At 58.0% G+C, this 24,944-nt stretch carries 15 protein-coding genes and 1 tRNA gene; 3 read left to right on the forward strand and 13 right to left on the reverse strand.

From position 1 onward, the window contains the following. Positions 1-205: 205 nt before the first annotated feature. Positions 206-526, forward strand: a complete 321-nt coding sequence (locus tag FTW19_RS14470; protein ID WP_147648293.1) for a hypothetical protein — start codon at positions 206-208, stop codon at positions 524-526. 20 nt (positions 527-546) lie between these two features. Here FTW19_RS14470 and FTW19_RS14475 read toward each other — a convergent pair whose 3' ends face one another. The 12 genes from FTW19_RS14475 to FTW19_RS14530 all read right to left on the reverse strand — a co-directional run bounded on the left by FTW19_RS14475 (position 547) and on the right by FTW19_RS14530 (position 19,975). Further along, positions 547-2,748, reverse strand: a complete 2,202-nt coding sequence (locus tag FTW19_RS14475; RefSeq protein WP_187142989.1) for an Ig-like domain-containing protein — start codon at positions 2,746-2,748, stop codon at positions 547-549. 1,058 nt (positions 2,749-3,806) lie between these two features. Beyond that, positions 3,807-3,894, reverse strand: a tRNA-Ser gene (locus FTW19_RS14480). 46 nt (positions 3,895-3,940) lie between these two features. Then, positions 3,941-5,083 carry an N-acetyl-alpha-D-glucosaminyl L-malate synthase BshA gene (gene bshA / locus FTW19_RS14485; RefSeq protein WP_147648295.1) on the reverse strand — a complete coding sequence of 381 codons (1,143 nt, stop codon included), beginning with the start codon at positions 5,081-5,083 and terminating at the stop codon, positions 3,941-3,943. Between the two features lie 15 nt (positions 5,084-5,098). Next, positions 5,099-5,962: a ChbG/HpnK family deacetylase gene (locus tag FTW19_RS14490; RefSeq protein ID WP_246153309.1), complete on the reverse strand. Its 864-nt coding sequence runs from the start codon at positions 5,960-5,962 to the stop codon at positions 5,099-5,101. 18 nt (positions 5,963-5,980) lie between these two features. Beyond that, entirely contained in the window at positions 5,981-9,796 is a 3,816-nt protein-coding gene (locus FTW19_RS14495) for a DUF4175 family protein (protein ID WP_147648297.1), read from the reverse strand. After that, entirely contained in the window at positions 9,793-11,802 is a 2,010-nt protein-coding gene (locus FTW19_RS14500) for a vWA domain-containing protein (protein ID WP_147648298.1), read from the reverse strand. The genes FTW19_RS14495 and FTW19_RS14500 overlap by 4 nt, the downstream gene beginning before the upstream one ends. Then, entirely contained in the window at positions 11,802-12,692 is an 891-nt protein-coding gene (locus FTW19_RS14505) for a DUF58 domain-containing protein (protein ID WP_147648299.1), read from the reverse strand. Before FTW19_RS14505 ends, FTW19_RS14500 begins: the two co-directional genes overlap by 1 nt. Then, a complete protein-coding gene (locus FTW19_RS14510; RefSeq protein WP_147648300.1) occupies positions 12,692-13,717 on the reverse strand; it encodes an AAA family ATPase in 1,026 nt (341 codons plus the stop codon). The genes FTW19_RS14505 and FTW19_RS14510 overlap by 1 nt, the downstream gene beginning before the upstream one ends. Positions 13,718-13,731: 14 nt before the next feature. After that, positions 13,732-15,930, reverse strand: coding sequence for a tetratricopeptide repeat protein (locus tag FTW19_RS14515; protein WP_147648301.1), 2,199 nt, complete (start codon positions 15,928-15,930; stop codon positions 13,732-13,734). Further along, entirely contained in the window at positions 15,927-16,859 is a 933-nt protein-coding gene (locus FTW19_RS14520) for a hypothetical protein (RefSeq protein ID WP_147648302.1), read from the reverse strand. Before FTW19_RS14520 ends, FTW19_RS14515 begins: the two co-directional genes overlap by 4 nt. After that, a complete protein-coding gene (locus tag FTW19_RS14525; RefSeq protein WP_147648303.1) occupies positions 16,856-19,141 on the reverse strand; it encodes a hypothetical protein in 2,286 nt (761 codons plus the stop codon). The genes FTW19_RS14520 and FTW19_RS14525 overlap by 4 nt, the downstream gene beginning before the upstream one ends. Positions 19,142-19,180: 39 nt before the next feature. Continuing rightward, a complete protein-coding gene (locus FTW19_RS14530; RefSeq protein ID WP_147648304.1) occupies positions 19,181-19,975 on the reverse strand; it encodes a DUF4159 domain-containing protein in 795 nt (264 codons plus the stop codon). A gap of 189 nt (positions 19,976-20,164) precedes the next feature. Between FTW19_RS14530 and FTW19_RS14535 the strand changes: the two genes are divergently transcribed. Continuing rightward, on the forward strand, positions 20,165-21,640 hold the full coding sequence (locus tag FTW19_RS14535; protein ID WP_147648305.1) for a multicopper oxidase family protein: 1,476 nt from the start codon (positions 20,165-20,167) through the stop codon (positions 21,638-21,640). A gap of 342 nt (positions 21,641-21,982) precedes the next feature. Further along, a complete protein-coding gene (locus tag FTW19_RS14540) occupies positions 21,983-22,480 on the forward strand; it encodes a hypothetical protein (RefSeq protein ID WP_147648306.1) in 498 nt (165 codons plus the stop codon). 191 nt (positions 22,481-22,671) lie between these two features. Here FTW19_RS14540 and FTW19_RS14545 read toward each other — a convergent pair whose 3' ends face one another. After that, positions 22,672-24,705: a tetratricopeptide repeat protein gene (locus FTW19_RS14545; RefSeq protein WP_187142990.1), complete on the reverse strand. Its 2,034-nt coding sequence runs from the start codon at positions 24,703-24,705 to the stop codon at positions 22,672-22,674. Positions 24,706-24,944 lie beyond the last annotated feature (239 nt).

A 24,944-nucleotide genomic window follows, 5' to 3' on the forward strand; every position in this document is an offset into this window, starting at 1 on the left:
CGTCCGGCGTTCCCGGCTGCTGGACAGCGAGATCCCCCGTAAACGGCAAAAATACGGTTCCATTTTGGGTCCGCAACCAAAGTCTGACAGCCGGACCCGCCGTTGGCAGCACTGATTCGGGCTACGGTTTAAGTACCGGTGCGGACCACCAAAATCCGCACCCATCCAGCGGCTATTGCGATTTGCCTCGTTTAGGAATGTTCAGATGGGTAAGCCCTCATCTTCCCCCCATACGTCGTTCGGCCCCCCGCCTGTAGTGGATTACGCTGTCAGTGGCCTTGTCACGGTTGCGGCAAAAGTATTTTCATCGCTGTTCATGTCTCTGTTCTTCGTTATGAGGATTCCGGCGATGCTTTCTGCCCGGTTGCGGGGAGAGAAGCCCGAGCCTGCAAAGAGCGACAAGCGTCCTGAAGTCGTCTGTATTTCGCAGGAGCGCTTTCCCGGTTGGGTTGTCTACCAGTCAAAGGAAAGCTTCGCGGCGTCAAAGTACACCGAAAAACGTATCGCTGCAAAGATTTCCAGGTAGATCTCTACCGCACTGAATCTTTAGCGACGCGCAACGCTATTGCGCGCTGGATGATTGTAGGTCGCCAGAAATGTTCCCGACGCTGCTCGGACTACCGCATAAGATAGCCCCGCTACGGTCCGCTTTTGCCACTCTACGGTAGCTCCGTTGAGCGAGATGGCAGTCAGGTCACCGCTGGAGGAGTGGATCGGTAGCATTGCTTCGATGCCATTTCCGCCGATGCCCACGTCGATCGAAAAAGAAAGCTGATTATTCGACCATTTGATGTCCCGAAACCGGGAAGCATTCCGTCCGTCGAGCCATTTCAATAGCTGTGAGGCGGTAATGATCGGGACATGATGTTTTTGAGCCGACGCGATGATGGCGTCGGCGCCGGGAGACTTTACATCGTCGTTATGCATATTGGCGGTGAATACGCCGAAGTATTCCGAGCTTCCCAGGGCATTCGAGAGGAGCGTATCAATCGTGAAGGGATAGCTCTGTTTTGACTCGTCTGTCATCTGCGTCGGAGCCTGATAGACGTCGATCAAGCTCCCATCGCGCCGGGCAAAACGCATCGGTAACCCAGAGCCGGTAAATAATCCCGGTGTATCTTTGACCCATTTCGCGGGCCAGTAGTAGTAGTTCGTATCGAGCCGGATCTTGTGGTCGAACTCAACCTGCGGTTGCGTATCGTAATCGCCCCAGGCAATGCAATCGGTTCGGTTGCTGACAGGTGGCGGAACTCCGGGATACTTTATCGCAAAACCCGCGAGTTGCTGCGAGTAAAGCGCATCGGCAAATTCGCGATTTACCCGTCGTCTTTCAACGCCATCACTGTCTCGCGCCTCTTTTGCCGGCCAATCAGTGCACGCTGTGTAAACGTGCAATCCGATCTCAAACCCCTGTTTCACGAAGGCCGCGGCTTGTTCGGAAGAAATCGATCCGACAAAAATATGCGAGGTGCCACGGATGCATTCCCAGTTTTCGAGCGAACAGCCGCTTGGGCTTCTATCTTGATAGATACGGAAGCGGCCTGCAGTTCCTCCATGCCCATGATCGTCACCGGTCATAACGATAGCGGCCTTGAGGCCGCGCGGCAGATACCAGAAGTGCGGAAGAGGTTTTTTGCTCGAACTGAAGCTGATGATCAGGTTGGCCAATAGCCGTTGCTGGATGTCCGCTTGTGGAATCGCAATTGCATTCCGATCCACCCAATCTGGGTGGGGATCCTTTTCATTTGCTCCATAAAACAGATCATCTGAGCGTATCGGCGGGATTCCATCTCGTTCATTCCCCGACCACTCGGGATTGCCCTGGCGTGTATAGACAATGGACTTTGCCAGATCGTAGCTGAAGACGATGACCTTGCCGGCGCCAAACGTTACGGCGCTGACAGCAGGGAATTGAGTCGCGGTCTGGGCGTCCGTATGCAACGTGGCAAATGTGGTTGCGTTATCCGCGATCAACCGATCGGCATCGCCATGAAACTGAATCGCCTGCTGAATCATTCCGGCGCCCACCGGGGTCTTCGAGTTGATCCTCAGGTAACCGCCATGCTGAACTTGCCTGTCAGCTTCGGAAGTCGGCAGGCTGAATCCAAAACTCTGGGCCAGCTTGCGAGGGGGCCGCATTGCGATCACGGTTCCGCCACTCCGCACCCAGTCGACTATCATCCGGATTTTGCCATCATCGACAGGTATTTCACCGACAAGCACAAGGTCATGTCTCGCGAGTTCCTGGGCAGAAAGCTGCTCGATATCTTCAGCATCAAACTCATTCAACCCCTCATTGCGAAGGATCTCGGCATAGTACTGGCTGAAACCATTTGTCTTACTCGTGACAAGCAGAATAGGGCCACCGGGGCCTTGTGCCGGCGATTCGGCGGCCTCAATACCGATCGTGAATCGCCATTTCATGTCTTCCGCGAGCGGATGACTGTGTTGATCGAAGATGCCTTGCTGGCCTCCACGCAGTGTCACTTCGTATGTGGAACCCTGCTGCAGGGCGGACATAGGCTGGAGGACAGCCTCATGAGTGGCATCATCGTAAGCGACTGTCGCTGGAACCACCTTGCCCTGTTCATCTCGCAAGGTGAAGGTGGTTGGAATGATCGTTTCAGGCGACATTTCCTTGTTAAAGGTCAACGTGATTGGCGTCTTCGGCTCGACGCCTACTTCTCCGGCGTAAGGGCTGACAATGTCGACTCGTGGTCCGATGGAGAAACCGCGGAGCAGCGGCACGACCGAGCCAAAACATATCACTGAGAAAAGGATAGCTGCAGTAATTGCGAAGCTTCCCCTGATCTTGAGAGCAGAACTCACAGCCCACCTCGCCGTTCACGTTCCTAGCCAAGACAAAAATATGTGTTGCAGCTGGCGCACTAGTGTATGCAATCCGTAAGCCGAACCGCTAATGTTTCCATAAATTATTCATTTCGAATGGTTTATTGGCAATGAGGTGAAAAAACGAGTCCGGGCGTCATTGAGCATAGCAAGACAATGCATACCGTCGAGCCTGCAGGTGAATACGATAGTTGCCACTAGCCAGCAGGATGTATACGTCAAAATTCTGGACGGCTAATCAATCGTCAGTTCACGACTCGCCCATCTTTCATGTTCGAATGGTCGCGCAACCATCGAGTCGCGGCATTGACGTCTTCGTTGGAGAGCTATGGCTTTACTGCGTTGATAACCAGAGGAAGCCATGAAGAGGCAAAAGTAGCAGAGGCAGTTCGGAGAAGGCTTTCTCTGCGCTACCAGCCACGCCGCCTCAAGCTCCAATGCAGGGCTGGTGCTCTGTAATAAATCAGTGCCCGAAACGCGGTGAGACAAAGCGTGACTGCTGCGACTCCGACGAGCGGCTCCCAAAGCCGGTTTCGCCAGGAGTGGAAGTCCTGCGCACACAGAGTGGCCACGACTCCGAATATCGCGCTTGCGAAGCTCAGCGCAATCTTCTTCAGCGTACGACTGACATACGTTTCCACGTACAAGAGAATAGCGCAAGACTAGCAACGGTTGAATTCGGCTCGGGCAGGCGGGCACCTTGCCATCGTCTGACATGAATCACGACACGCTCATATGCTGGAGGAGGCTGGGTTCTGCATAGCCTTATTCAAGATCATGCTGGCTACTTCGCCAGGATGTTCTATTTCTTTGTCCCATCTCCTGGAGAGCAATGAGCGCCCGGAACGGCTGTTCGGATGGCGAGCACAAGGCTAGCGGCGACCACGAGGGACGAACCTAGCCACTCGAAGTCGATTTGCTTACGGGCTAGTTGCGTAAATTGTTGAAGGGAAGTATGGCGGAGAGACAGGGATTCGAACCCTGGATACCTTGCGGTATACACGCTTTCCAAGCGTGCGCCTTCAGCCACTCGGCCATCTCTCCGTTGCGGGGATGCAACATCTCTGAAGGTATCACATCCTGTGTCTCCTTACATCGGCGGCTGTGCCAGAACGCTCTCATAGAAGCGTTCATAAAGAGGAATGACGTTGGAGCTGCAGAACAGCTTCTGGGCGGTTTGCCTGGCCGCGTGGGACATCTCCGTCAGCTGGTCCTTATGAGTTAATAGATTGATTGCGGCGGCAGCCATGCCGTCCGTGTCTCCTACCGGGAAGAGCATGCCGGTGACGCCGTCGTCGATCAGTTCCGGCACGCCGCCGACGCGAGTCGCGATCGCCGGGACGCTACAGGCCATCGCTTCCAGGGCAGCCAGGCCGAAGGACTCCATCTCGGAGGGCATCAGCATCAGGTCAGCCAGGGACAGCAGATCTTCCACGCTGTTCTGCTTGCCGAGGAAGTGGATGCGGTTCTTGATACCGTAGCTGACAGCAAGCCGCTCGGCCTCACTGGTGTCGGGCCCATCGCCGATCAGCATCAGGCGAGCCGGTAGCTGCCTTGTGATCTTGGCGAAGGTGTGGACGACGTCGGTAGCCCGCTTCACCGGACGGAAGTTTGAGAGATGGACGAACAGAGCTTCGTCCGGAGCAGCATATTTCTGCCGGTCACGTTCGTAGACGTCGGGACGGCGCATATAGACATCGCAGTTGACGAAGTTGCGGATCACTTCGATATCGCGCGTGATCGAGAAGGCGCGTTCCGTCTCTTCTTTCAGATACTGCGAGATCGACGTAATGCCGTCAGATTGCTCGATGCCGAACTTGGTGATTGGCAGAAAGGAGTGATCCTGTCCAACGAGCGTGATATCGGTACCGTGCAGCGTCGTGATGAACGGCAACCTGATTCCGCGCGCAGCCAGCATCTGCCGCGCCAGCAGCGCACAGACCGAATGCGGAATGGCATAGTGCACATGCAACAGATCGAGCTGGTAGAACTCCGCTACCTCCGCCATACGCGTTGCCAGCGCCAGATCATACGGAGGGAACTGAAAGAGCGGATAGTTGGTGACTGGAACCTCGTGATAACGGATATTGGTCTCACGGTCGGTCAGGCGGAAGGGCTCCGCGTAGGTGATGAAATGAATCTCGTGTCCACGGGCGGCGAGTTCAATGCCAAGCTCCGTCGCGACGACGCCGCTGCCGCCGTAGGTGGGATAACAGGTAATGCCGATCTTCATGAACGACTCGTTTCCTTACTGGACGGCGATCTTGCCGAAGTGTGTGAGTTCGATGTCCGGGCGAAGGGTTTGGATGCGGGGAAGTATGGCCATAAGACCATGCAACTCTTCCTCGCGCGATGCCTGCAAGCGCGTGCGCTGCGAAGCAAGAATGCTGTCACGATAGCCGGGGTGACAGGCGATCTCCCAGACACCCGGCGGCATAGCCTTCATCCAGGCTTCGATCATGAGAGCATTCACCCTGCCCGTAGCCGCGACGCCAATGCAGCCATCAGGAGCGAAGATATGGTTCTGTTGGGTTTGCCTGCGAAAGCGGGAGAGGAAGCGTGCGCGCAGGCCGCGCACTTCAAGCGCCCGTAAGGCATCGGCTTGTGAGGCTTGCAGGCTCCACGGCTGTTCGAAAGAGTTTCGGACTCTATAGACGCCGCACACCTTCGCCGCCGCCAGTACCGGACGCAGGACAGAGGGAAACATGTGCGTGTGTTTGTGCGTGTCGACGTGGGTGACGGTGATGCCGGCGTCCTGCAGTCTGCGGATCTGGGCGGTCGCCTCGCGCTCGATCTCTTCCTCCCGCGCCTTGCCCGCAGCCAGGGCCCACACAAAGCTGCCGAGGGTCGGACGAAAGCTGCGGCCATCGGGACCAAGCAAGGAAGCAACCTCACCCGGCGGCAACATCGGCTGACCGTCTAGAAGAACAATGTGGCACCCCACGCCAAGGTTCGGGCGTTGCTTTGCGATGGAGACAGCCTCATCGAAAGCCACACCGCCGGCCATAAGGGTTGCGGAGGTCAATGCGCCGGCGTCATGCAGCTCGGCGACGGCACGGCAGATTCCAGGCGCCTGACCGAAGTCGTCGGCGTTGATGATCAGTTGCGGCATCAAGGCTGAGTGTAGCCGTTACTGCGGTGTCTTGCTGAGCCGCCGGTAGTAGTCCGCAACAGCATTCTGGTAGGCGGGCGCTGCTGACTTCGGTTTGGGACTGCGTACCTGCCCCTGATCGAGTGCTCCATCCTGACGTAACCGCAGCTCCAGCTTGTCGGCCTGTGCCAGAACCTCGGCGCTCATGTTCTCCACCATCTGCGGATTGCCCGGGAAGCGCCGTGGATCGAGGTTCTGCATCTGTCGCTGTAGATCTTCGATATCCTTCTTCGCCTGCGGATCGTTGCCCGCAGCCTGACGCAGGTTGTTGAGATCGCGAATGCCCTGCGAGATGATCTGCTGCATATCCGCCGGGTTATTTGGATTGCCGGGGTCACCAGCGCGGCGTGAGCGGTCGAACTGGTTATTGCCGGTATTCATATTGCCCCAAACGGTGCCATTGTCGTAGCCGCCACCGCGGTTTACGGTGTTACCCAGATCAGTGCTCAGACCACCACCTGCAGCTTCGGCTCGTCCACCGCCACCACTGTTGCCGGTCATCTGCTGTCCACCACCGCGCTGATTGCCGCCTTGCTGCCCTCCCGATTGTTGACCGTTTCCGGCCTGCTGCCCTTGTTGCCCTTGCCCCTGTTGTCCCTGTCCTGGCTGTCCTTGCCCGTTGCGGCTGCCGTTCTGACCGTTGGGTTGGCCATTTTGTCCCCGCTGCTGGTTATTACCGGGCTGTTGACCGTTGCCACGGTTGAGGGATTCGATACGGCTGCGGAAGCGGTCCAGCGCACTGAGAGCCGCTGTCTGATCGCCGGAGCTCTGGCGCTGCTGCCGGGCATCGTTCCCGCTGCCAATACCATTTGCGGCCTGGCGAACCTGCTGGTTCAGCTTGTCCATGCCGGCACGAATACCTTCTTCAGTACCGTTCGATTCAGGATTGATGCCGCGGCGCAGCCAATCGGCTGTGCGTTGGACACGGTTATCCAGGCCATCCTGATCGGCGGCATTGAGCGCATCGCGCAACTTACCGGAGACACCGGGCTGTGTCGGTGCAAGTTGGCGAGCTGTGCTGCGCAGATTGTTCTGCAGCCGTGAGAAGTCTTCAGAAAGCTTCTGGCGATCGTCAGCAATACGGTTCCGCGCAGTGGCGCGGTCAACCATCTCCTGCATTGTGGTTGCCGGGCCTTTCCGGTTCTGCTCGTCGACAAACTGACGGATGCGGTCAGCCTGGTTGCGTTCTTCTTTCGCGATGCGATCGGCCTCCTGCGAAAGGCCATCGAGTTTACCGCTGGCCTGCTGCTGTTGCGCGCCTCCCATAAGACCGGTTGCCTGGCGGAGAGACTCCGCGGCTCGACGTGCTGCCTCATTGGCCGCCTGCTGCGAGTTCGATTGACCAGCCTGTGGGCTGGCGGCACGCTTCATCTCATCATTGGCGCGGCGTAGACGGTCGAGCGCCTGCTGCACGCGGGGATCATCCCCACGTTGATTGCCGGGTTGGCTTCCTGAAGAGCCTGATGCCGAAGCAGACCGGGAGCCTGATTGCGATCCAGACTGGGAACCGGATTGAGAGGAACCCGATTGCGAACCGGACTGGCTTCCTTGCTGGCCAGACTGCTGCCCATTCTGCTGGCCCTGCTGTCCGTTCTGATTCTGGGCGAGCTGCTCCATCTGCTTCTGCAGTTGTTCGGCCTCGCGGCGCAGCATCTCCTGCTGCCAACGCTCCTGGAAGCTCTGTTGTGGATTATTGCGCTGCTGCTGTGCCAGCTCCTCCTGGCGCCGCGCCAGGGCATCGAGCTTCTGCAGCGCGTCGTCGATCTTCTTCTCTTTCTCTTCCTGCGGAGACCCGGTCTGCGCGCTCTCGTACTGGTTCTTTGCAGTATCGAGCTCGAGGTCGAGCAGCGTGGCCAGGTCGCGTCCCATGGACCCACCGCCACCACCGCCTCCTCCACCACGCTGGCCAAAGGCGACCTGGATCTGGCGGAAAGTAGCTTCCGCGCGCAGCAGATACTGCAACGCCTTCTGCTCATTGCCGATGGCATCCTTCCACTGCATCTGGCGCAGCTTATCGGTCGCGGGAATCATGGCCTTTGAAGCTTCCTGCATGTCCTTCTCAAAGGAGTTGAAGCTCTCATTCATTGCCGTCATATCGCGGCTGTCCAGGCGGCTGGAGAGCGCATCGACCTGCTGACGCAGTTTGCTCTGCACATCCGATAGAAACTTCGCCTGGTCCTCACCGGACTTCCGCGTGGCCGCCTTGTCGTTCTGCTGCTTCCACGTCTGCGCAATCAGCTCTTTCTCGCGGCGGGAGATCTCGCCCTGGTCCTGTCTTCCTCCACCGCCACCACCGCCTCCTCCTCCGCCGGCCTGCGATTGCGAGAACTCGCGCTCAAATGGATCGGCCTGGATAAAGCTGATCTCGGTCTTTGATTCAGCATGTCCGTCGCGGGCCGTAGCGTAGAGGCTGATGACGTCGCCCGGCTGCATCTTGAAGCTCTCAAGACTCAACATCTGCGAACCATCTGCCTGACGCAGCCCTGGAGCTTTCAACATCGGAACCGTCTGCTCTGCGCCGCCGTTAACGGAGTAGTGCAGCGCCATCGCATTCAAGCCAAACTCCGCCGAGCCTTTCACCTTCACCGTGACCTCTTCAATCGGACTGGCGCGGTAGTCGTTCGAAGGCTTCTCGATGGCAATGGTCGGGGGCTCAGCCTTGTTGGTTGCGACGAAGTAGTCCTCTGTCAGACGCACCGGCTGGCCTTGGTCGATACCGGCAATGTGATAAGCGCCGTCCTTCTGCATCTTCAGAGTGGTGGTGTAGGTATTGCCCTGGCCGCCACTGAGCTTCAGGGTCGTGCCGTCGTCCAGCGCGAGAAGCCCATCACGAAGTGGACGGTCCGTGTGGATTTCTAGCTCGGCTTCGGTGCCTTCAATCGCGCGCAGATCGCCGCCGTGATCGTCGACCTGCGGCTTCATGCCGGTCCATTTTGGATAGTTGTAGGTCACCTTGATGGCGGTGATCTGCGGCATATCTACGACACGCAGAGTGTAGTGAGTACTGGTCAATGGCCCCGCGCTGACGTAGTACTCCACGTTCTCAGGCAGGGCGGTGAAGAGGAACTGAAAACCGGGAGCTCCTTCCAGCGGTCTCATTGGCACAGGTTCCCAACGCCCTGCACTCTGATAGCGGGCAAAGAGCTGTACCTTGTCGGTCTGCACACCGGTGATCTGTGCGGTGACGAGCTGGTCGGTATTGCGGCGCAAGGCAGCGTTGCCTGGAGTTACGCGGATGTCATAGAGCGGTGGAACGTCTTTCTTCGGTCCAGTCCAGAGAAGCGAAGCGCCGTATCCGAGGTACCCAGGGCCTGCGACGATCATCCATAGCAGGATGCCGAGTGAAACCACCCCTCCAGCCATCAATGCGTAAAAGGTGCGCTGCGGCACCAGGTCGTGTGGACTGGCAGTTTCAGCGACGGCCAGCGTGTCTCCTGCAAGCAGTTCGAGGAATGGCCCTGACTGCGTCTCCTGCCGCTCCGAGAAGGTGAGCAAGCGGTCATCGAAGGCAGGGAAGGCGCGTTCCACCTGTTTCACACTGGCCGCGCGTGTGTGCCGGAGCAGCGGGATGACCAATGCGATGGTCGCGGCGAGGATGATCGCCAGCAACATGGCCAGACGTGTCAGGGTAAGGCTGCGCAACGGAAAGGCGTAGGCATTCAGGATCAGGACGGCGACGACAGTCACGATCAGTGCGGTGGCCGCAATGACGGCCGAACCGCGCAGGGTAGCTGCCAGCCGAAGCCGGCGTTCGACACTGTCGATGTAGGCGTTGAGCTGTTGTTGACGGCTCATGCTTCCTCCCTTTGCGTACCCAGGTACTGCCCGGCCACGATGGACTCCGCCAGAGCCACCAGGAAGAGGACGAGCATAGCGTACCACCATAAGCTGACGCGTACGGTGTCATTTTGCGCGGCGCCGGCGGTGCTGCCGCCATTGCCGTTGGCGCTGCCCGCCCAGAGCTGTTGCACATCGGGCGGAAGGATTTCGAGGTTACTCTCACGTGTGTCGGCATTTACGCCAATCAAGCCGTCGCGTCCGTTCGCAAACCGCACCTGGTAGAAGCCGGCAGAGCTAAGCCGCAGCGTCTGCGCGGTCGCCGCCTCGGCCAGGGTCAGCGGGCGGTGGCCGTCGGGCGCGATGACGTCCACGCTTGCTCCCGGGCCGCTTCCAGTCGTTACCGAGCGTAGAGGAACGAATTCGTCCACCAGCCGGGCTCCGCTTAGACGCTCCGTGCCGGAGAGATAGCGGGTCGCCAGATCGAGAAAGGGGACAAAGGCCGGCGAGAGCGGAAGATCGTTGGTCAGGTTATCGAAGCCCGAAGCCAGGACGAGGACATGTCCCTCGCCTAGCTGCTTGTCCATAAGCAACGGCGTCCCGTCCGTCAGCTTCGCGATGACGCGCATACCGTTTGTGTCGACATTGGCAGCGAACGAGAAGCGTGCGTCGTTCCAGCCGGTCGTCTCACGCAGTGCCGCGTGCGTGCGATCAAGATCGCCCACGCCCATGGGATCGCCTTCGCGGGTGTAGAGGTGCGGCTGCCCGGTACTAGCGCCAAGCAGAGGAAGCTTGCCCTGGCGGCCGGCATTTGTGCCAATGGCCATCAGCACGTTCCCGCCGCCCTGAACATACTTTTTCAGTGCATTCTCGAAGGCGATCGGCAGGGAAGGCACATCCGACAAAATGACGTAAGCGTACTTCGTCGGATCGGATTCTGTGACGGTATCGGAGCTCATCGGCTGCAACAGATAGGCTCCCTGGCTGGCTGCGGCGATAGCGGCACTCACATACAACGGTGAGCGTGTATCGTTCGCCGGACGGACCAGGAGGATATGCTCAGGATCACTGTGGCGCACGGCGAAGCGCCACTGATCATCCGACGGAAGTGCATCGCTACCTTCGATCGCTACAGCACAGCGGCTCAGGCCGTAGGGAACATCGAGACCAGTGAACTCAACAGTAGCCGTGCCATTCTCTGGGAGATTCACCGTCTTCGTGGTGATGGTCTTGCCGTCGATAACTAAGGAGACCTTCTTTACCGCGGCTTTACTGTTGTAGCCGGCAACAACCGCGCGAACGCGAGCGCCCTTCGTATCGGCTATCTGCGAAGGAGCGTCCACGCTCACCACGGTGAAGTTCTCTTCGGTGCGATTGGTAGTGGGATGCAGGATAAGTTTTGTACTCTCCGGCAGCACCATCTCGGCGAAGTTGCCGGGAACGCTGGACCGTTGCATATCGCTGAAGAGATGTAGATCGATGGGCGTATGGTTTGCCTCATCCAGCGCACGCACGCTGCGGCCAAGATCGCCGAAGTTGGAGCGCCCATCACCTGGCTGCAGTCCGTTGATCGCTGAGCGCAGCGTTTCATTATCTTCGATCGGTTGCGTCAATGCTTCGAGCTGGCCACCCAGAGCCATCACCTGCGCCTTCTGCCCCGGATGCCGTCCACTCAGGGTGTTGAGCGCCTGTTGTTTTGCTTCGGTAAAGCGCGTCTCGCTTCGCATGCTGAGCGAACGGTCGACGACCAGCAGCAGTAGGCGGTCATGCGCTTTGGAAGCTGGTCTGCGAATGAATGGCGAGGCGAAGGCCAACGCGAGCAGCAGTACAATCAGGGCGCGGAGTGAGAAGAGCAGCAGGTACTTCAGGCGCTGGTGCTTGGTGGAGCTCTGCGTGCCGCGTTCGAAGAACATCAGAGAGCTGAAGGGAAGCGGAATGGACTTGTGGCGGCGCAGCAGATGCACGTAGACCGGCAGGCCTATGGCAAGTGCTCCGGCAAGAAACCATGGCGCAAGGAATCCCATCAGGCGGCCACCGCCTTTCTCAGCGAGAGGTATGCCTGCAATGTGGCATCCAACGGCTGATCGGTAACCAGAAGGCGGTAATCCATACCCGCTGCGCGCGCACGTGCCTCAATGGCCGCAAGATGCGCCTGCAGCCGACGGCGATATTCATTCTTCGCGTAGTCGGGAATGACCTCCATCACCTGACCAGTCTCCATGTCTTCCAACACAGATGGCCCACGGAGCTCCGGTTTGATCTCTTTCGGATCGAGTACCTGGAAGAGTGTGACTTCGCTGCCGTGATAGCGGAGCGGTTCAATCGCTTCCACCATCTCTTCCGGATCTCCGAAGAAGTCGGAGAAGACCATCACCATGCCGCGCCGTCGCAGCAGTTCATGGGCGTAGCGCATCGGATTGGCAAAGTTCGTCCGTGCCGCAGGCTCCGCGCGATCCAGAGCCGCCAGCACGCGGTAGAGTTGCCCCTGTCGCGTCGAAGGTCTGACAGACTCTCGAATATCGTTATCAAAGACCACAATACCGGCCGCATCCCGCTGGTATTTGATGGCCATGTACATCAGCGCCGCAGCGGCATAGCGCGCGTAGTTCATCTTGTTGACGGCGTGCGAGGCGTACTTCATGGAGTTACTGGCGTCCAGAAGTACGGTCACCTGGCTGTTGGTCTCGCCACGGTAACGCTTCAGATAAGTGCGCTCAGTGCGTGCAAAAAGATTCCAGTCGATGTGGCGCGGATCCTCTCCCGGAGTGTAGGCGCGATACTCGGCAAACTCCTGGCTGAAGCCGAAGTCGGCAGACCGGTGCAGACCGGCGACAAAGCCGTCCACGACCGTACGCGCCAGCAATTCAAGATTGCCGATACTTGCCAGAATCGCGGGATCGAGGAATCGTTGCATCAGATTTCCTTCGGCGCTGGAAGATGGGCGATCAGACGACGCAGAATCTCATCGGTGTCAATGCGTTCGCTCTCAGCATGGAAGTTGAGCAGGATGCGGTGACGGAGCACCGGTATGGCCAGCGCCTTCAGATCGTCGTAGGTGACGTGGTAGCGCTTATGCGCCAGGGCTCGTGCTTTGGCCGCTAACACCAGGAACTGTGCCGCGCGGACACTGCCTCCGTAGTTGACGTACTTTTTCACAAAGTCAGGCGCGTTGTCGCTCTTGAAGCGAGTCGCTCGCACCAGGCTGACCGCCCACCTGGCCAGTGACTCCGCAATCGGTACCATGCGGACGAGCTGTTGCAGATCCAGAAGCTCGTCCGCCGAGGTGACGGCATCGATCGTTGGATTCAAGGTCGCGGTAGTCATGTCGACGACCTTCACTTCATCGTCGGCCGAGAGATAGTCCAGCACAGTATTGAAGAGGAAGCGGTCAAGCTGCGCTTCGGGTAGGGGATACGTGCCTTCCAGTTCAATCGGGTTCTGCGTAGCAAGCACAAAGAAGGGAGAAGGCAGCGGATAGACGTGCCCGCGTACCGTGCAGGATCGTTCCTGCATCGCTTCGAGCAACGCTGCCTGGGTCTTTGGCGGAGTGCGGTTGATCTCGTCAGCCAGCACGATGTTGCCGAAGATCGGCCCCGGGACAAAGGTCCAGGTACGATGCCCGCTCGCCGGATCCTCTTCGATAATGTCCGTTCCGGTAATGTCTGACGGCATGAGGTCCGGCGTGAATTGAATGCGTTTGAACGAGAGTCCCAGGGCTTCCGCTATGGCCCTCACTGTCAGAGTTTTCGCCGTGCCTGGCATACCGGTAAGAAGGCAGTGGCCACCGACAAAGAGGGCGGTGAGAATCTGGTCCAGAACCTCATCTTGTCCGACGATCAGCTTGCGGACCTGCGTCAGAATGCCATCGCGCACGGCGTGGAATCGCTGTATCCGCTGTTCGAGCTCTACTGCATCCAGGTTGTTGAGTGCGGTCTCCATCCAGTCCCTCGTCTTCAGTTGGTCTTTGGCTGCGCCGCTGCGCCGCCGTTGTGCAGTTGCAGTAATAATGTCTGTGCCGGACGATAGCCGGGTGCCGCTTCCAGAGCAGCAAGAACAGCCTCTTCCGCCTTGGCCCGGTCACCCTTCGCCATATATGCCTGGGCCAGGTTGTATTGCGCACCCGCGGTGTCGAGCGGATGCAGGGCGACAACGGCGCTATATTCCCGCACGGCTCCGTCGTAGTTCTTCAGCTCGAGAAAGAGCGTTCCAAGCCTGCGATGTAGCTCTTCGTCACCCGTGGGATAGACGTAGTTCAGGCGATCGAGCGTCGCGGCTGCCGCCACCTTATCTCCGGCCCCTTCTTCCAGCGTAGCCAGTTGTTTCAGCGTGGCAGGTTCGTGCCCACCCATCTTTTCGTACTCCACCAGAACTTTGGTGGCGGCCTGTTTGTTGCCGCCGGCTAGCTGAGCATCGGCAATCATCTGGTAAGCATTTGCATCGCCAATGTACTGGGGATAAAGAGCCTTCGCTTTCTCTCCATTTGCAAGAACGAAAGCATAGTCCTTCGACTTTGCATGTTGTGCAAGCTCGGTAAGCTGCTTGCGCCACGGATCGAAGTTCTTCACGACATCGCCCAACTGCTTGTCGAGCCAGGCCATGTAGTCCTTATCGAACTGCTCCGCAGAGATACCAAGGGTCGTCTGGATAACCTCCGGCGTAGGCGTCAGCTTCGCATAGGCGTGCACGATCTCAAGCAGCTTGCCTTCGCCCCAGCGCTCACCGATGTAGTCGCAGATGCTTCCGCCCTGGAAGTAGCTCACAATCACCTGCGCTGGGTACTGAGGGTAGATAAAGCCGCGATCCAGCTCTGCAACCGGCAGCAGCTTCTTATCGCGGATCGCGATCAGTATCTCCGGCGTCACGCGGTCACCCCACTCCGGTGAAGCCTGTGTCTCTTCATGAACAGCAAGTCCTTCTGTGAACCAGCGCGGTACACGATGATTCGTGGCGGAGAGGACGTACACATGACTAAGCTCGTGCCGAAGCGTACTGGCCCAGTGAAACTCACCAGGCTTGCGGCCGGATGGACTGTCCATGGCGACCACCTGACCAAAGGTCACACCCAGAGCTCCTAGCCCGGGCATTCCCATGGTCCTCACCGCAAAGTCTTCATGGTCCGGATAGACCTCGAGCTGCACCGGTCCCTTCAACTTCATCTGATACTTCTTCTCGTAGGCCGCCATGGCACGATGCAGCTCGGCAGAGAAGTAGGGTTGCAGCAGTTCTGCTTCCTTCTTGTTGAGCTTCAGAATGGTGGTGTCGTCGGTAAAGGTCTGGAAGTTCTTGTAGCTGTCCAGCAGCCGCAGACTGTTGACGGTGGCGGCATCGCGGTATCCGTTGTCGTAAGCAAGCTGCAGCTCCTTCTCCGGCTCATCCTGCTGGCCAAGCCTCATCAGGTTGATGCCGAGCTGCGCGTGCGCCGACCATAACCCAGGTTGAACCTCCACGGCTTTACGGTAGTAGGTCACGCCGTCGTTATAACGGCGATTCTGTACCAGGTGATAGCCGATGCGAGCGTATCCTTCGCCATACTTCGGGTTAATCGCGGTGATCTTTGCCAGCCATGCATCAGGGGGACGGTCGTTCAGCAAGTCGATGGCTGCATGGATCGCCATGGCGTCCAGGGCGTCAGGTGCGAGGGTTATGGCCTGATCGGCTTCTTTGCTCGCTGTATCAAAGTCGGAGTTTTCGAAGGCCATATCGGCCGCCAACTCACGGCTCTCCGCCGATTTAGGATCGAGCGTCAGTGCCTTCGCAATGTACTGTGGCGCGCGCCCGTCGAAGCCATCGGCGCTGACAAGTGCCAGCCCATAGAACGCAGGCGCGTAGTTTGGATCCTTGGCCAGGGCTTCGTTGAAAAGATTGACGGCTTCAGGGTTATTGAAGCGTTCATGGAAGAGAAGGCCCCAACGGACACGCACGGCTGCGCCGCTGCTTGGCGAGGCGACTGCCTCGCGGAACTCGGCGTTGGCCTGCTGGTAGTTCTCCAGACCCCAGAAGCCCTCGGCACGCAATGCAGGATCATTCGTATGCGTGAGCTGGGTATAACACGCCGTAGCATCTTTGCCGTGTTTCTCCAGACCACGACATTCCTGCCAAGTCGCAGCATGCGACGAAAGCGTGAGCGCGAGCGTAAGCAGGAGGTATCTCATTTCTCCATCTCCTGCTGAACCTTGGCCAGATCCAGCAAGGCAGCGGTGAGAGCTTGCTTGTACTCGCCGGGTTCCATGGCTGCTTTCTCATACTTCAACTGATCGATCTTGCGCTCCAGCTCTTCTTTCTTTGTCAGCAGTGCCTGATGTGCCGGATCGTTGGCAATGGCCGCATTGCCTCCATCCAGGCGCAGTACTGTGAGGGTTGAGAGCAGCGCACCCTCACGGGAACCTTGTGTGATGGTGCGGACCGCTTCTCCCTTGCCGGTATCTTCAAAGACGGGATGTTCTGTGGCCAGGCGTTTCTGCGAGCTGTAGAACTCTGCGGTCTTGCGATCCGCATAGACAAATGCCTCCATTGCGGAGACACTGCCGCTCTTATCGGTATCGGCGGCAGGGTCTTGCATTGCCTGCAGCCAATAGCGCGCAAAGGCGGTGGCATTTTTCTCTGTGCCGGTCTTGGTTGCCGTAATCACGGCACGGCCCTGACGTTGCAACGCAACGACGGATCCTCCGCTGGCGCTGGTCGTATTCACGACGAGCTGTCGCTTTACAGGGATCTTGTCGAGGAGAGTGGCGAGCTCTGTCGCCGAGAGGTCGGGACCGACGAGGTTGAACTTGTACTCTTCGCCATCGAACGATCCGTGACCGATAAGGATAAGTACCAGATCATCCTCGGGCTTCGCGTTGCGCGCCACATCATTCAGTACATCCGTTAACTTTGCCCGGGTTGCATCGTTGCCAGTCAACGTAACGACATGGGCAGCAGCTGCACCGTGGTAGACCTTGTCGAGATCTTTGGCGTTGGCAGTGAAGCGCTGTTCGTAGTCAGGCTCGCCGCCCAGGCCCGCAACCGTAATGTAGTAGACGGCGGCATGGCAGCGAAGGCTCGCAACTGCGAGCAGCAGGCCAAGAACCATGCGCTTCATACCACACCCCACTTTCTGCGTAGCAGCCACTGTGCGCTGACAAGCCCTAGCAGCAGGAGGTAGTTGATGGGCATATCCCAAAGAGGCTTGGTGTCACGAACTGAGATGCCGGCCTCAGAATAGGAGATGTCACGCGGCAGGGTGTTGAGCTCCGAGGGCCGCCAATAACGGCCTCCAGTGCTATTTGCTAAACGCTCCAGAAGTTCGCGGTTCTGCTCCGTGTGGAAGTTCTCCGCAACGCCATCCTTTCGTTCAAGCGTGACGATGTCAGAACCGAGAACCTCTCCCGCGCGCGATCCTGTAACCTCCATTGCGTAAGAGCCGGGTTTATCCGCGGTCCATTCCGTGCGGAAGCTTCCGGCCTCACCAGGAACAGCCGCCAGCTGCACCATGGACGACGTGCCGTCCGGGCCAACGATGCGGGCCATTACATCGGCATCGGGAGCTGGCTGATACTGCTTGTCACGCACGGTAGCAGAGAGAACGACGTGTCCCTCATCCAGCAGAGTCTGCACAGGAACGCTTGCCGTCACAGGTCCTGGCGACTCGGCCGCGACATAACGCAATAGCTGTCTCCAGAACTGATCGTGCGATCCGTCGCCCACCGGCATACTCATCTGCCAGCGCCACGTACCGGCGGTAGCCATCAACGCCGTACGTCCACGGCCATATGGCTGCGTGATGAGCATCGGCATCTTGCGGTGTGTATCACTCATCTCCAGAAGCACCGTAGCTCCTGGCTTGGGCGAGCCGGCATCCTGGTAGTCGGCGGTGTAGGGAAGCTTCTTCCATCGCGCAACATTGACCGCTGCGTCGTCGGCTAGACGTGTCACTGGAGACTCCGCGCCGACCTGGGTCAGCAGCGGATAGGCGGGGTCGCGATGGAAGGTCTCTTTCGTCTTCGGTAGAAAGGTGGGAATAAGGTCCGAAGCTCCAGAACTGTTCCAACCGCCATCCGCGAGAGAAAAGCGGCCGCCTAGAAAGAGCACTCCACCGCCGCGGCGATCGACAAACTCGCGCAGTAGCTCCTGTTGTGAGGGCGTGAAGTATCCGCTCTCAACCGAACCAATAATGATGCCAGAGTAGCCGAAGAGGTCCTCCGGCCGCGTTGGAAAGCCTTCCGCAAGCTCGCTCGGATCGCTGATGCCCTGGCGATAGATCTTGTTTTCCGTCGTCCGCAGCATGGAGACCATCTGCAACTGCGGATCATCCTCTGAGGCGCGGCGGATGAACTTAAACTCCCAACGCGGCTCACCTTCCACGAACAGAATCCTGCGTTTATCGCCGCTGACGTTCACCATGCGGCTGAGACTGTTGTTGATGACGTTTGGTTCGCCTGGCATCGGCGAAAGAGAAAACTCAAAGCTCTTCGCACCCGCATCGCCGGCATCGAAATAGAGCGTGTCGGTGCGCGTCTCACCATTCGCCGGCAAAACAATCTCATGCCCGGCGAGCGCCTTGCCGCTCTCGCGTACGGTCAACATCGCCTTCTGCCCTGAAAATCCGCGCTGATGAAACCGGACTGTCGCCACCATGCGCGACGATGCCAGGGCGCGGGCGGCGACGCTCACGCCTTCCATCTCCACATCGTGGTCGGCGGTCTCACTGCCGAAGCCGATGGTATGCACCGGAAGGTGCCGGTTACGAAGAGCATCGAGCGCAGCAATGTCGACACCGCCTCCGCCTTCGTCACTGCCGGAGGAATTCTCCGCACCGTCACTCATCAGCACAACTGCGCCGATCGGCAGGTCCTGTGTCTGAGTGAGGAACTGCCGCAAGCCGTCACTGAGGTGCGTGGATCGTCCGGCGGACTGCAGCTTATCCGGGCTGTCGACCTCGCCCACCGAAGCACCGATGTGATAGAGCCGGGTCTGAAAACGCTGCTTCAGGCCATCCAGAACGCCATTCTTCAGGGCGGTTACTGCAGCCTGTTCACGCCTCTGCTGATTGCCCGCGTCATTCTGCGCCATGCTGTGTGAGTCATCTACCAGAATGGCGATGATGTTCTGCTGGGAACGCAGCTCAGCAACGTTGAGTGCCGGCTCCCACAGCAGGAGCAGAAGTAACGTCAACATTGCGGCCTGCAAGACCCAGATCACGGCAGATCTCCATGACTTCAACTTCGGCGCCACTGTATTCCAGCGGAACCAGATCAACCCAGCCAGACCCAGGGCGCCCAGGACAATGGCGAGCACTAGTATCCAGCCTGGCCATGAGCTGAGCAGGATCAGGCGTCCGCGGGCGAAGGCCGTGTAGGGATACTTGAAGAAGAACTCGAACATGTGCCGCGAAGCCTGGTGTCCTGCCTATGGTTTTGTTGATCAATGCGTCATGCCATACACGATGTAATTCAGACCGACACGAAATGCTTGTGCGGCAAACTTTTCCGGGTATTCGGGGTCGTCAGCCCACTCCCATGCATCGCCCAGATGCATGTTGTGACAGATAGCAACCATGATGCGCCCTTTGTCGTCACGGATGGCGCGCCACTTCGGGGTGAAGCCATCTTTCTCATACGTTCTGTGAGTGCGGATGTAGATTTCGCCCGGAACCTGGATACGGTCGTCCATGTCATACAAAACATGGAAGATCTCGTCCCCGCTCTGCAGGTCTTCTACCGGGCGGTCTGGAAGGACCTGGCGCATGCCTTCCATGAAGTCCTCCCAGTCCTGGGTTCCGTGGAAGTCGTCGACCATCAGAAATCCACCTTTGTTGAGGTAGTCGCGCAGGCGCTTCGCCTCGGCATCGGAGAAGGTCCAGGCCTGCACCTGCACGGCGTAGACCCAGGGGTATTCGAAGATGGTGTCTGAATCCAGGTCGACGACCTGTTCGTAGGGACGGCCTTCGATACGCGTAAGACGCTTCATCGCTACCAGAAGCTGCCGATCAGCCTTCGGATAGTCGCGGGACCAGGCGGCGCGTCCCCATCCCCAGCCGTATCCGTTACCGCCGGCGCGGGAGGTATAGGCGAGGCGCGACCAGACGAACTCGGCCTTCTGAGCCTGGCGCTGTTCCGAGTCATCAAACCCGAAGTAGGCAGTCCGCTGGTAAGCCCGAACAACCGAGCAGCAGGCAAGGGCGACGGCGGCAACTGCGGTAGCGGCAAGCAGCTTCATCGTGCGACCTCCTGAGAAGGTACTCAGTCTACGTGCGTATAAGGCTTGCAGGATAGACGAAGCGACTCAAGGAGTTGTTTCCACGAAAGTTTCGTCTTTTTTCCATGTATTGCGTCTTACCGGTATGCCGGCAACTGCTTGCCTGAGAAATTCTTACCGTGAGACCATCACCTTCACGCGAGGCCCCAGGTGAAACGGCGAGATTTTTTACGTTCCGGCGCCATGGCGCTGGCTGCTCCCGGTCTGCGAGATACGGGCCTGTATGGCCTGTCCCAGATGGGGCAGATGGCAATGCCTCCCCAGGGACAACCGTCCGCCGTACCCATGGCAGGACCACCTGCCGATATTACCCTCCGTATTGAACCGGTGACTGTGGAACTCGCACCGGATCGCATTCTGTCGACGATTGGATATAACGGTACCTCTCCTGGGCCGATCCTTCGTATGAAGGAGGGCAAACCTGTCACGGTTGACGTCATCAATCGGACGGATACTCCCGAACTCGTCCACTGGCATGGCTTTCTGATCTCGCCGGAGACGGACGGTGTCGAGGAGCAGGGAGCTCGTCCCATTCCGCCGCAGGGAACGCGCCGCCTGCAATTTACGCCAGCCCTTGGCGGTTCGCGGTGGTACCACACCCACGCTATGGCTGAATCTGACTTGCATAAGGGCGCCTACACCGGGCAGTTCGGCTTCGTGTACGTCGATCCGGCATCGGGTGACCCGGGTCATTATGACCAGGAACACTTTCTTGCCCTCCGCGACTGGGAGCCGTTCTTCTCCTCGACCATGGAAGATGATGACGATGAAGACGGCAAGCCGGCGCTTCAACCGGAAAAGCCAACCCGCGACCTGCCAGGCTCGCCAGGGCTAGAGGTCAGTTCCATGACCTACTCCATTAATGACAAGTCGTTAGGAGCAGGCCACCCCATCCGGGTAAAACAAGGCGACCGGGTGCTCTTCCATCTCCTGAATGCCTCGGCGATCGAGAACCGGCGTATCGCCTTCGCTGGCCACAAATTCCGGATCATTGCGATGGATGGCAATCCCGTCCCCACGCCAGTGGAGGTGGATGCAATCTTCCTGGGAGCCGGGGAACGTGTCTGTGCTGTTGTGGAGATGAACAATCCGGGTGTGTGGATACTCGGCGCGACGAATGACATGATCCGCAACGCCGGCCTCGGCATCATCGTGGAGTACGCTAACCAGCACAAAAAGGCGGTCTGGGCCAAGCCAGGGCCTGCAAGCTGGGACTACACCATCTTTGGTAAGCCGGGAGCACCGGCACAGAAGCCGGACGCAGTGATCGACATGGTCTTCGAGAAGATGCCGTCAGGCATGGGAAAGTTCAATGCCTGGCTCATCAACGGCAAGCCATATCCACACGAGCGTGAGTTTGTTTTGGAGCAGGGCAAGCGCTACCGCCTCATCTATCGCAATCGCACCGATGATGCCCATCCAATGCACCTGCATCGTCATCAGACGGAACTCGTAGAGATCAACGGGAAATGGACCCACGGTCTGATCAAAGACACGGTGGTAGTGCCGTATTTTGGCCGCGCCTCCGTAGATTTTGTCGCCGATCAGCCGGGGCTGACTCTGTTCCACTGCCATATCCAGAACCATATGGATTACGGCTTCAAAGCTCTTTTCCGTTACGCCTAAGCTTTTGCAGGAATGCAACCAACTCACCCATGGAAGCCATCTTTGGCGTCCATGAGAGACGGAACGGAACGCAAAACTCCAGAAGGTTTACACCTCGTAGGGCGCCCCCCGGAAGCAGGTGTCAGTTCCAGCATCATGAAGACACTCGGCCTCGTGGTTCTCGTCATTCTGGTATCCATGGCGATCTGGTGGTTCTATCGCAACTAGGGTGTCAGTGATGACTGGTGTCAGTCATCGGATGACACGCCCGCAGGAGATGAACTCAGCGGTCTTCTCGTGAAGAGTAAAAGAAAACCTCCCGCAGTCTTTCTCCCGTCGTAGACGACCGTAAAGGAGGACGACATGCCAGAGAAAGCAACAACCGAACGGGCAAAGAACGATCTTCGTGAAGGAAAGTCTCCTTCAACCGCCGCTGGAGAATTTGTGCATGAGGAGATCGAGCATATTCGCGAAGGGAAACACGGTGCACGATCGCCGCAGCAGGCCATCGCCATCGGTCTCAGCAAAGCACGCAGAGCTGGAATTCCGCTTCCTCCTCCAGGAAAAGGACAAGCGAAGGAGAGCACCCGCAGATCCGCTGAGAGAGCGTACGAAAAAGGCCAGGAGGGAGCCGAACCGGCTTCTCCTAAACGATCTCGGACCAGGGAGCGGGTACTTCAGCGCGAATCGCACAGGTCCGTAACACGCGGAGCTCTCTCAAAGCAGGCAAAAACAGCTTCGAGCAAACGGACCTCAAAGAGCCGGCATGAGGCAGCGATGAAGGCTGTAGCTACAAAGGGTAAGGATGGCCTTCGTAGCGCAGCTCGCAAGGCTGCGCGGACTCGCAGCAAGAAGGGATAGCCCTAGTGTCGAGGCAGACGGACTGGCTCTAGTGTCCTAAGTCTAAAGTTGTCATCAAAAATGTTGTCATCCCGAACATTCGGGGTCCCCGGCGAACTTGTTCGCTGGGGTGATTCGTGAACGATCTGCTTTTTCAACGCTTCGGATGGCAAGGCTTCATAACTTATGTCGCGAACTTTAGATTCACCACGCTAGAAGGTCTCGGGGGGAAGTCCTGCGCACCAGCGTTTCCAGGCTGCGCGAAGTTTCTCCACGAGCACACCTGCAACTTGGTCATGTTGCCGCAACGCGCTATTCGCGAACATGGAAGGCAGTTCATGCCGTAATTGATTCAGTACGTGCAGGTTTTGCGTCCACGAGACGGCCTTCTGCACAAATTCATCCTGGTCGTGCGCAATGAACTCTGGAATACCTACATGAGATGCAATCGATGTCCCCACCCGGCCGGAGACGAGTTCGCTGCAGAGGGTAAGAGTCGGTATTCCCATGCACAGGGCATGGCTGGTGGTTGTGCTGCCGTTATATGGGAAGGTGTCAAGGCAGAGATCGGCCATCCTATACTGTTCCAGTTGTTCCAGCACAGATCGCGCATGCAGGAAGAGCAGGCGCTCCTGCGATATACCTTCAGCGATGAACCATGCCTTTACCGTCTCCGGAGGAGCCCCATTGGACATGGTTGCAAGGATCATCCGCGAACTCGGTACTGCCTTTAGGATCCTGGCCCACAATGCGATGTGAGGCTGGTTCAGCTTGTTGATACGTGCCAGGCAGCAGAAGTTGAAGTATCCGTTGGTCAGTGCGGGAAGTTCGTTTCGTTCAGGCGCTGGTTCATACGGTGCGAACGTCGTGGTAGCAGGTAGATAAAGAATTTTCTCGGAGAACTGCGACTGTTCGACGGAGGTGATCAGGTTCGCATCGCCAATAAAGTAGTCCATGGCGTCCAGCCCCGTCGTCGCTAGATAGCCAATCCAGCTCATCTGAAGCGGCGCGGGTTTGCGCGCGAAGGTCAGCATGCGATTGTCACCGCTATGACCGGAGAGGTCGAAGAGAACGTCGATAACGTCGGCGCGTATAGCGCGTGCAAGCGCCTCATCTGAGGCGGTAGCGGCTCCACGCCAGTAATCGAACAATTCCTTGTACTGCTCTGTAACTGGGTCGTACTGCCGGCTGACGTTGTAGGCATAGAGCTGCAGGTCTGTATGCTGCGTAAGCCGCTCGAGCGCAGGCATCAGGTAGCGGACAACCGGATGATTGCGCAGGTCGCCCGAGACAAAGCCTACCCGCAGAGTTCGGTCGGGCTCACGCGTGTTGAAATAGTTTCCCCATTGAGACTTCAACGGCGTTTCAAAACGTTCTGCGTAAATACGGTGTTCCGCCAGGATTGCAGCGGAAGTGCAGTTATCCCGTAGAGAAAGCGTGAACAGCAGATTGCTGTGCCCTTGGGCCAGATTGGGATCCAGCCGGATAGCATGGCGCAGCAGCATCTCTGTCTCGGCGACAAATCCATGGTGCCCCATCAGCTCTCCCAGGTTAACGAAGGGAGGGGCAAAGGTTGAGTCGAGTTCAATGGCTCGCCGGTAATAAGCCTCTGCCTCAGGATAGCGGTGTTGTTTGCTTAGAAGTTGTCCGTAGTTATTCAGCAGGCGTACTTCCTGCGGCATGACTCGAACGGCGAATTGATAGTGCGGCTCGGCTTCCTCCAACTGCTCGCGCATGTTAAGGATATTCGCCAGGTTTACATGCGTCAGGCCGTGATCAGGATCCATGGTCAATACAAAACGCAACCTGGTCTCTGCTGCCGTCAGGTTACCCATCTCAAGCAGTGTGACGCCCAGATTGTAAAAAGGCTCAATGGAGTCCTGATGCAACGCAATTGCCCGCTCGTAATGGCGGATCGCCTCGCCATGGCGGCTGGCGCCCTTCAATGCATTGCCATAATTGTTCTGATACTGCCAATCGTCATGTAGATTTACAGGCGCCTGCTGATAGAGCGCAATGGCTGTGTTCAGATCACCGCGGGTAGCAATGGTGGCGGCAAGGATCTTCCAGGCAAGAGGGTGCTGTGGGTCGCGCGCATTCAAATTGCGAGCCAGTGCTTCAGCCTCTGCTAAACGGCCTTGAACGAAATACTGTTCCAGCGCCAGCAGCTCCTGGGGGGAGATCGCGCCAAAGTTAATAAGCCCTTGGGAAGAACGGGGTTGTGCGCCGGCAAAAGCGGATTTCAAAAGGGGAGTCCTCCGTGGATTCGTGCCCATGGACTGCCCCACAGCATGGACAGGGAGAGTCAAGACTGTATGTAGCAATGCCATGGCCATCGCCGGGGCACACTTCGTTGGAAGGCTCTTATCTTGAACCGAAGGGTTCTCTAATCTTCAAGAGGCCATGCAAGCTATTGATTTATAGGCACATAATGCGGACATCCTCTACCCGTTGGACCCCATGGCTCGGTTGGGAGAAGCGGTCA

The organism is Terriglobus albidus (assembly GCF_008000815.1).
GTDB lineage: Bacteria > Acidobacteriota > Terriglobia > Terriglobales > Acidobacteriaceae > Terriglobus > Terriglobus albidus_A.

What these genes read in the sequence shown, in the direction of transcription:
- FTW19_RS14515 (WP_147648301.1), bottom strand. Translation starts at nt 15,930, where the DNA reads ATGAGATACCTCCTGCTTACGCTCGCGCTCACGCTTTCGTCGCATGCT.
- FTW19_RS14500 (WP_147648298.1), bottom strand. Translation starts at nt 11,802, where the DNA reads ATGGGATTCCTTGCGCCATGGTTTCTTGCCGGAGCACTTGCCATAGGC.
- FTW19_RS14470 (WP_147648293.1), top strand. Translation starts at nt 206, where the DNA reads ATGGGTAAGCCCTCATCTTCCCCCCATACGTCGTTCGGCCCCCCGCCT.
- FTW19_RS14510 (WP_147648300.1), bottom strand. Translation starts at nt 13,717, where the DNA reads ATGGAGACCGCACTCAACAACCTGGATGCAGTAGAGCTCGAACAGCGG.
- FTW19_RS14490 (WP_246153309.1), bottom strand. Translation starts at nt 5,962, where the DNA reads ATGCCGCAACTGATCATCAACGCCGACGACTTCGGTCAGGCGCCTGGA.
- FTW19_RS14530 (WP_147648304.1), bottom strand. Translation starts at nt 19,975, where the DNA reads ATGAAGCTGCTTGCCGCTACCGCAGTTGCCGCCGTCGCCCTTGCCTGC.
- FTW19_RS14525 (WP_147648303.1), bottom strand. Translation starts at nt 19,141, where the DNA reads ATGTTCGAGTTCTTCTTCAAGTATCCCTACACGGCCTTCGCCCGCGGA.
- FTW19_RS14505 (WP_147648299.1), bottom strand. Translation starts at nt 12,692, where the DNA reads ATGCAACGATTCCTCGATCCCGCGATTCTGGCAAGTATCGGCAATCTT.
- FTW19_RS14540 (WP_147648306.1), top strand. Translation starts at nt 21,983, where the DNA reads ATGCCAGAGAAAGCAACAACCGAACGGGCAAAGAACGATCTTCGTGAA.
- FTW19_RS14495 (WP_147648297.1), bottom strand. Translation starts at nt 9,796, where the DNA reads ATGAGCCGTCAACAACAGCTCAACGCCTACATCGACAGTGTCGAACGC.
- bshA (WP_147648295.1), bottom strand. Translation starts at nt 5,083, where the DNA reads ATGAAGATCGGCATTACCTGTTATCCCACCTACGGCGGCAGCGGCGTC.
- FTW19_RS14520 (WP_147648302.1), bottom strand. Translation starts at nt 16,859, where the DNA reads ATGAAGCGCATGGTTCTTGGCCTGCTGCTCGCAGTTGCGAGCCTTCGC.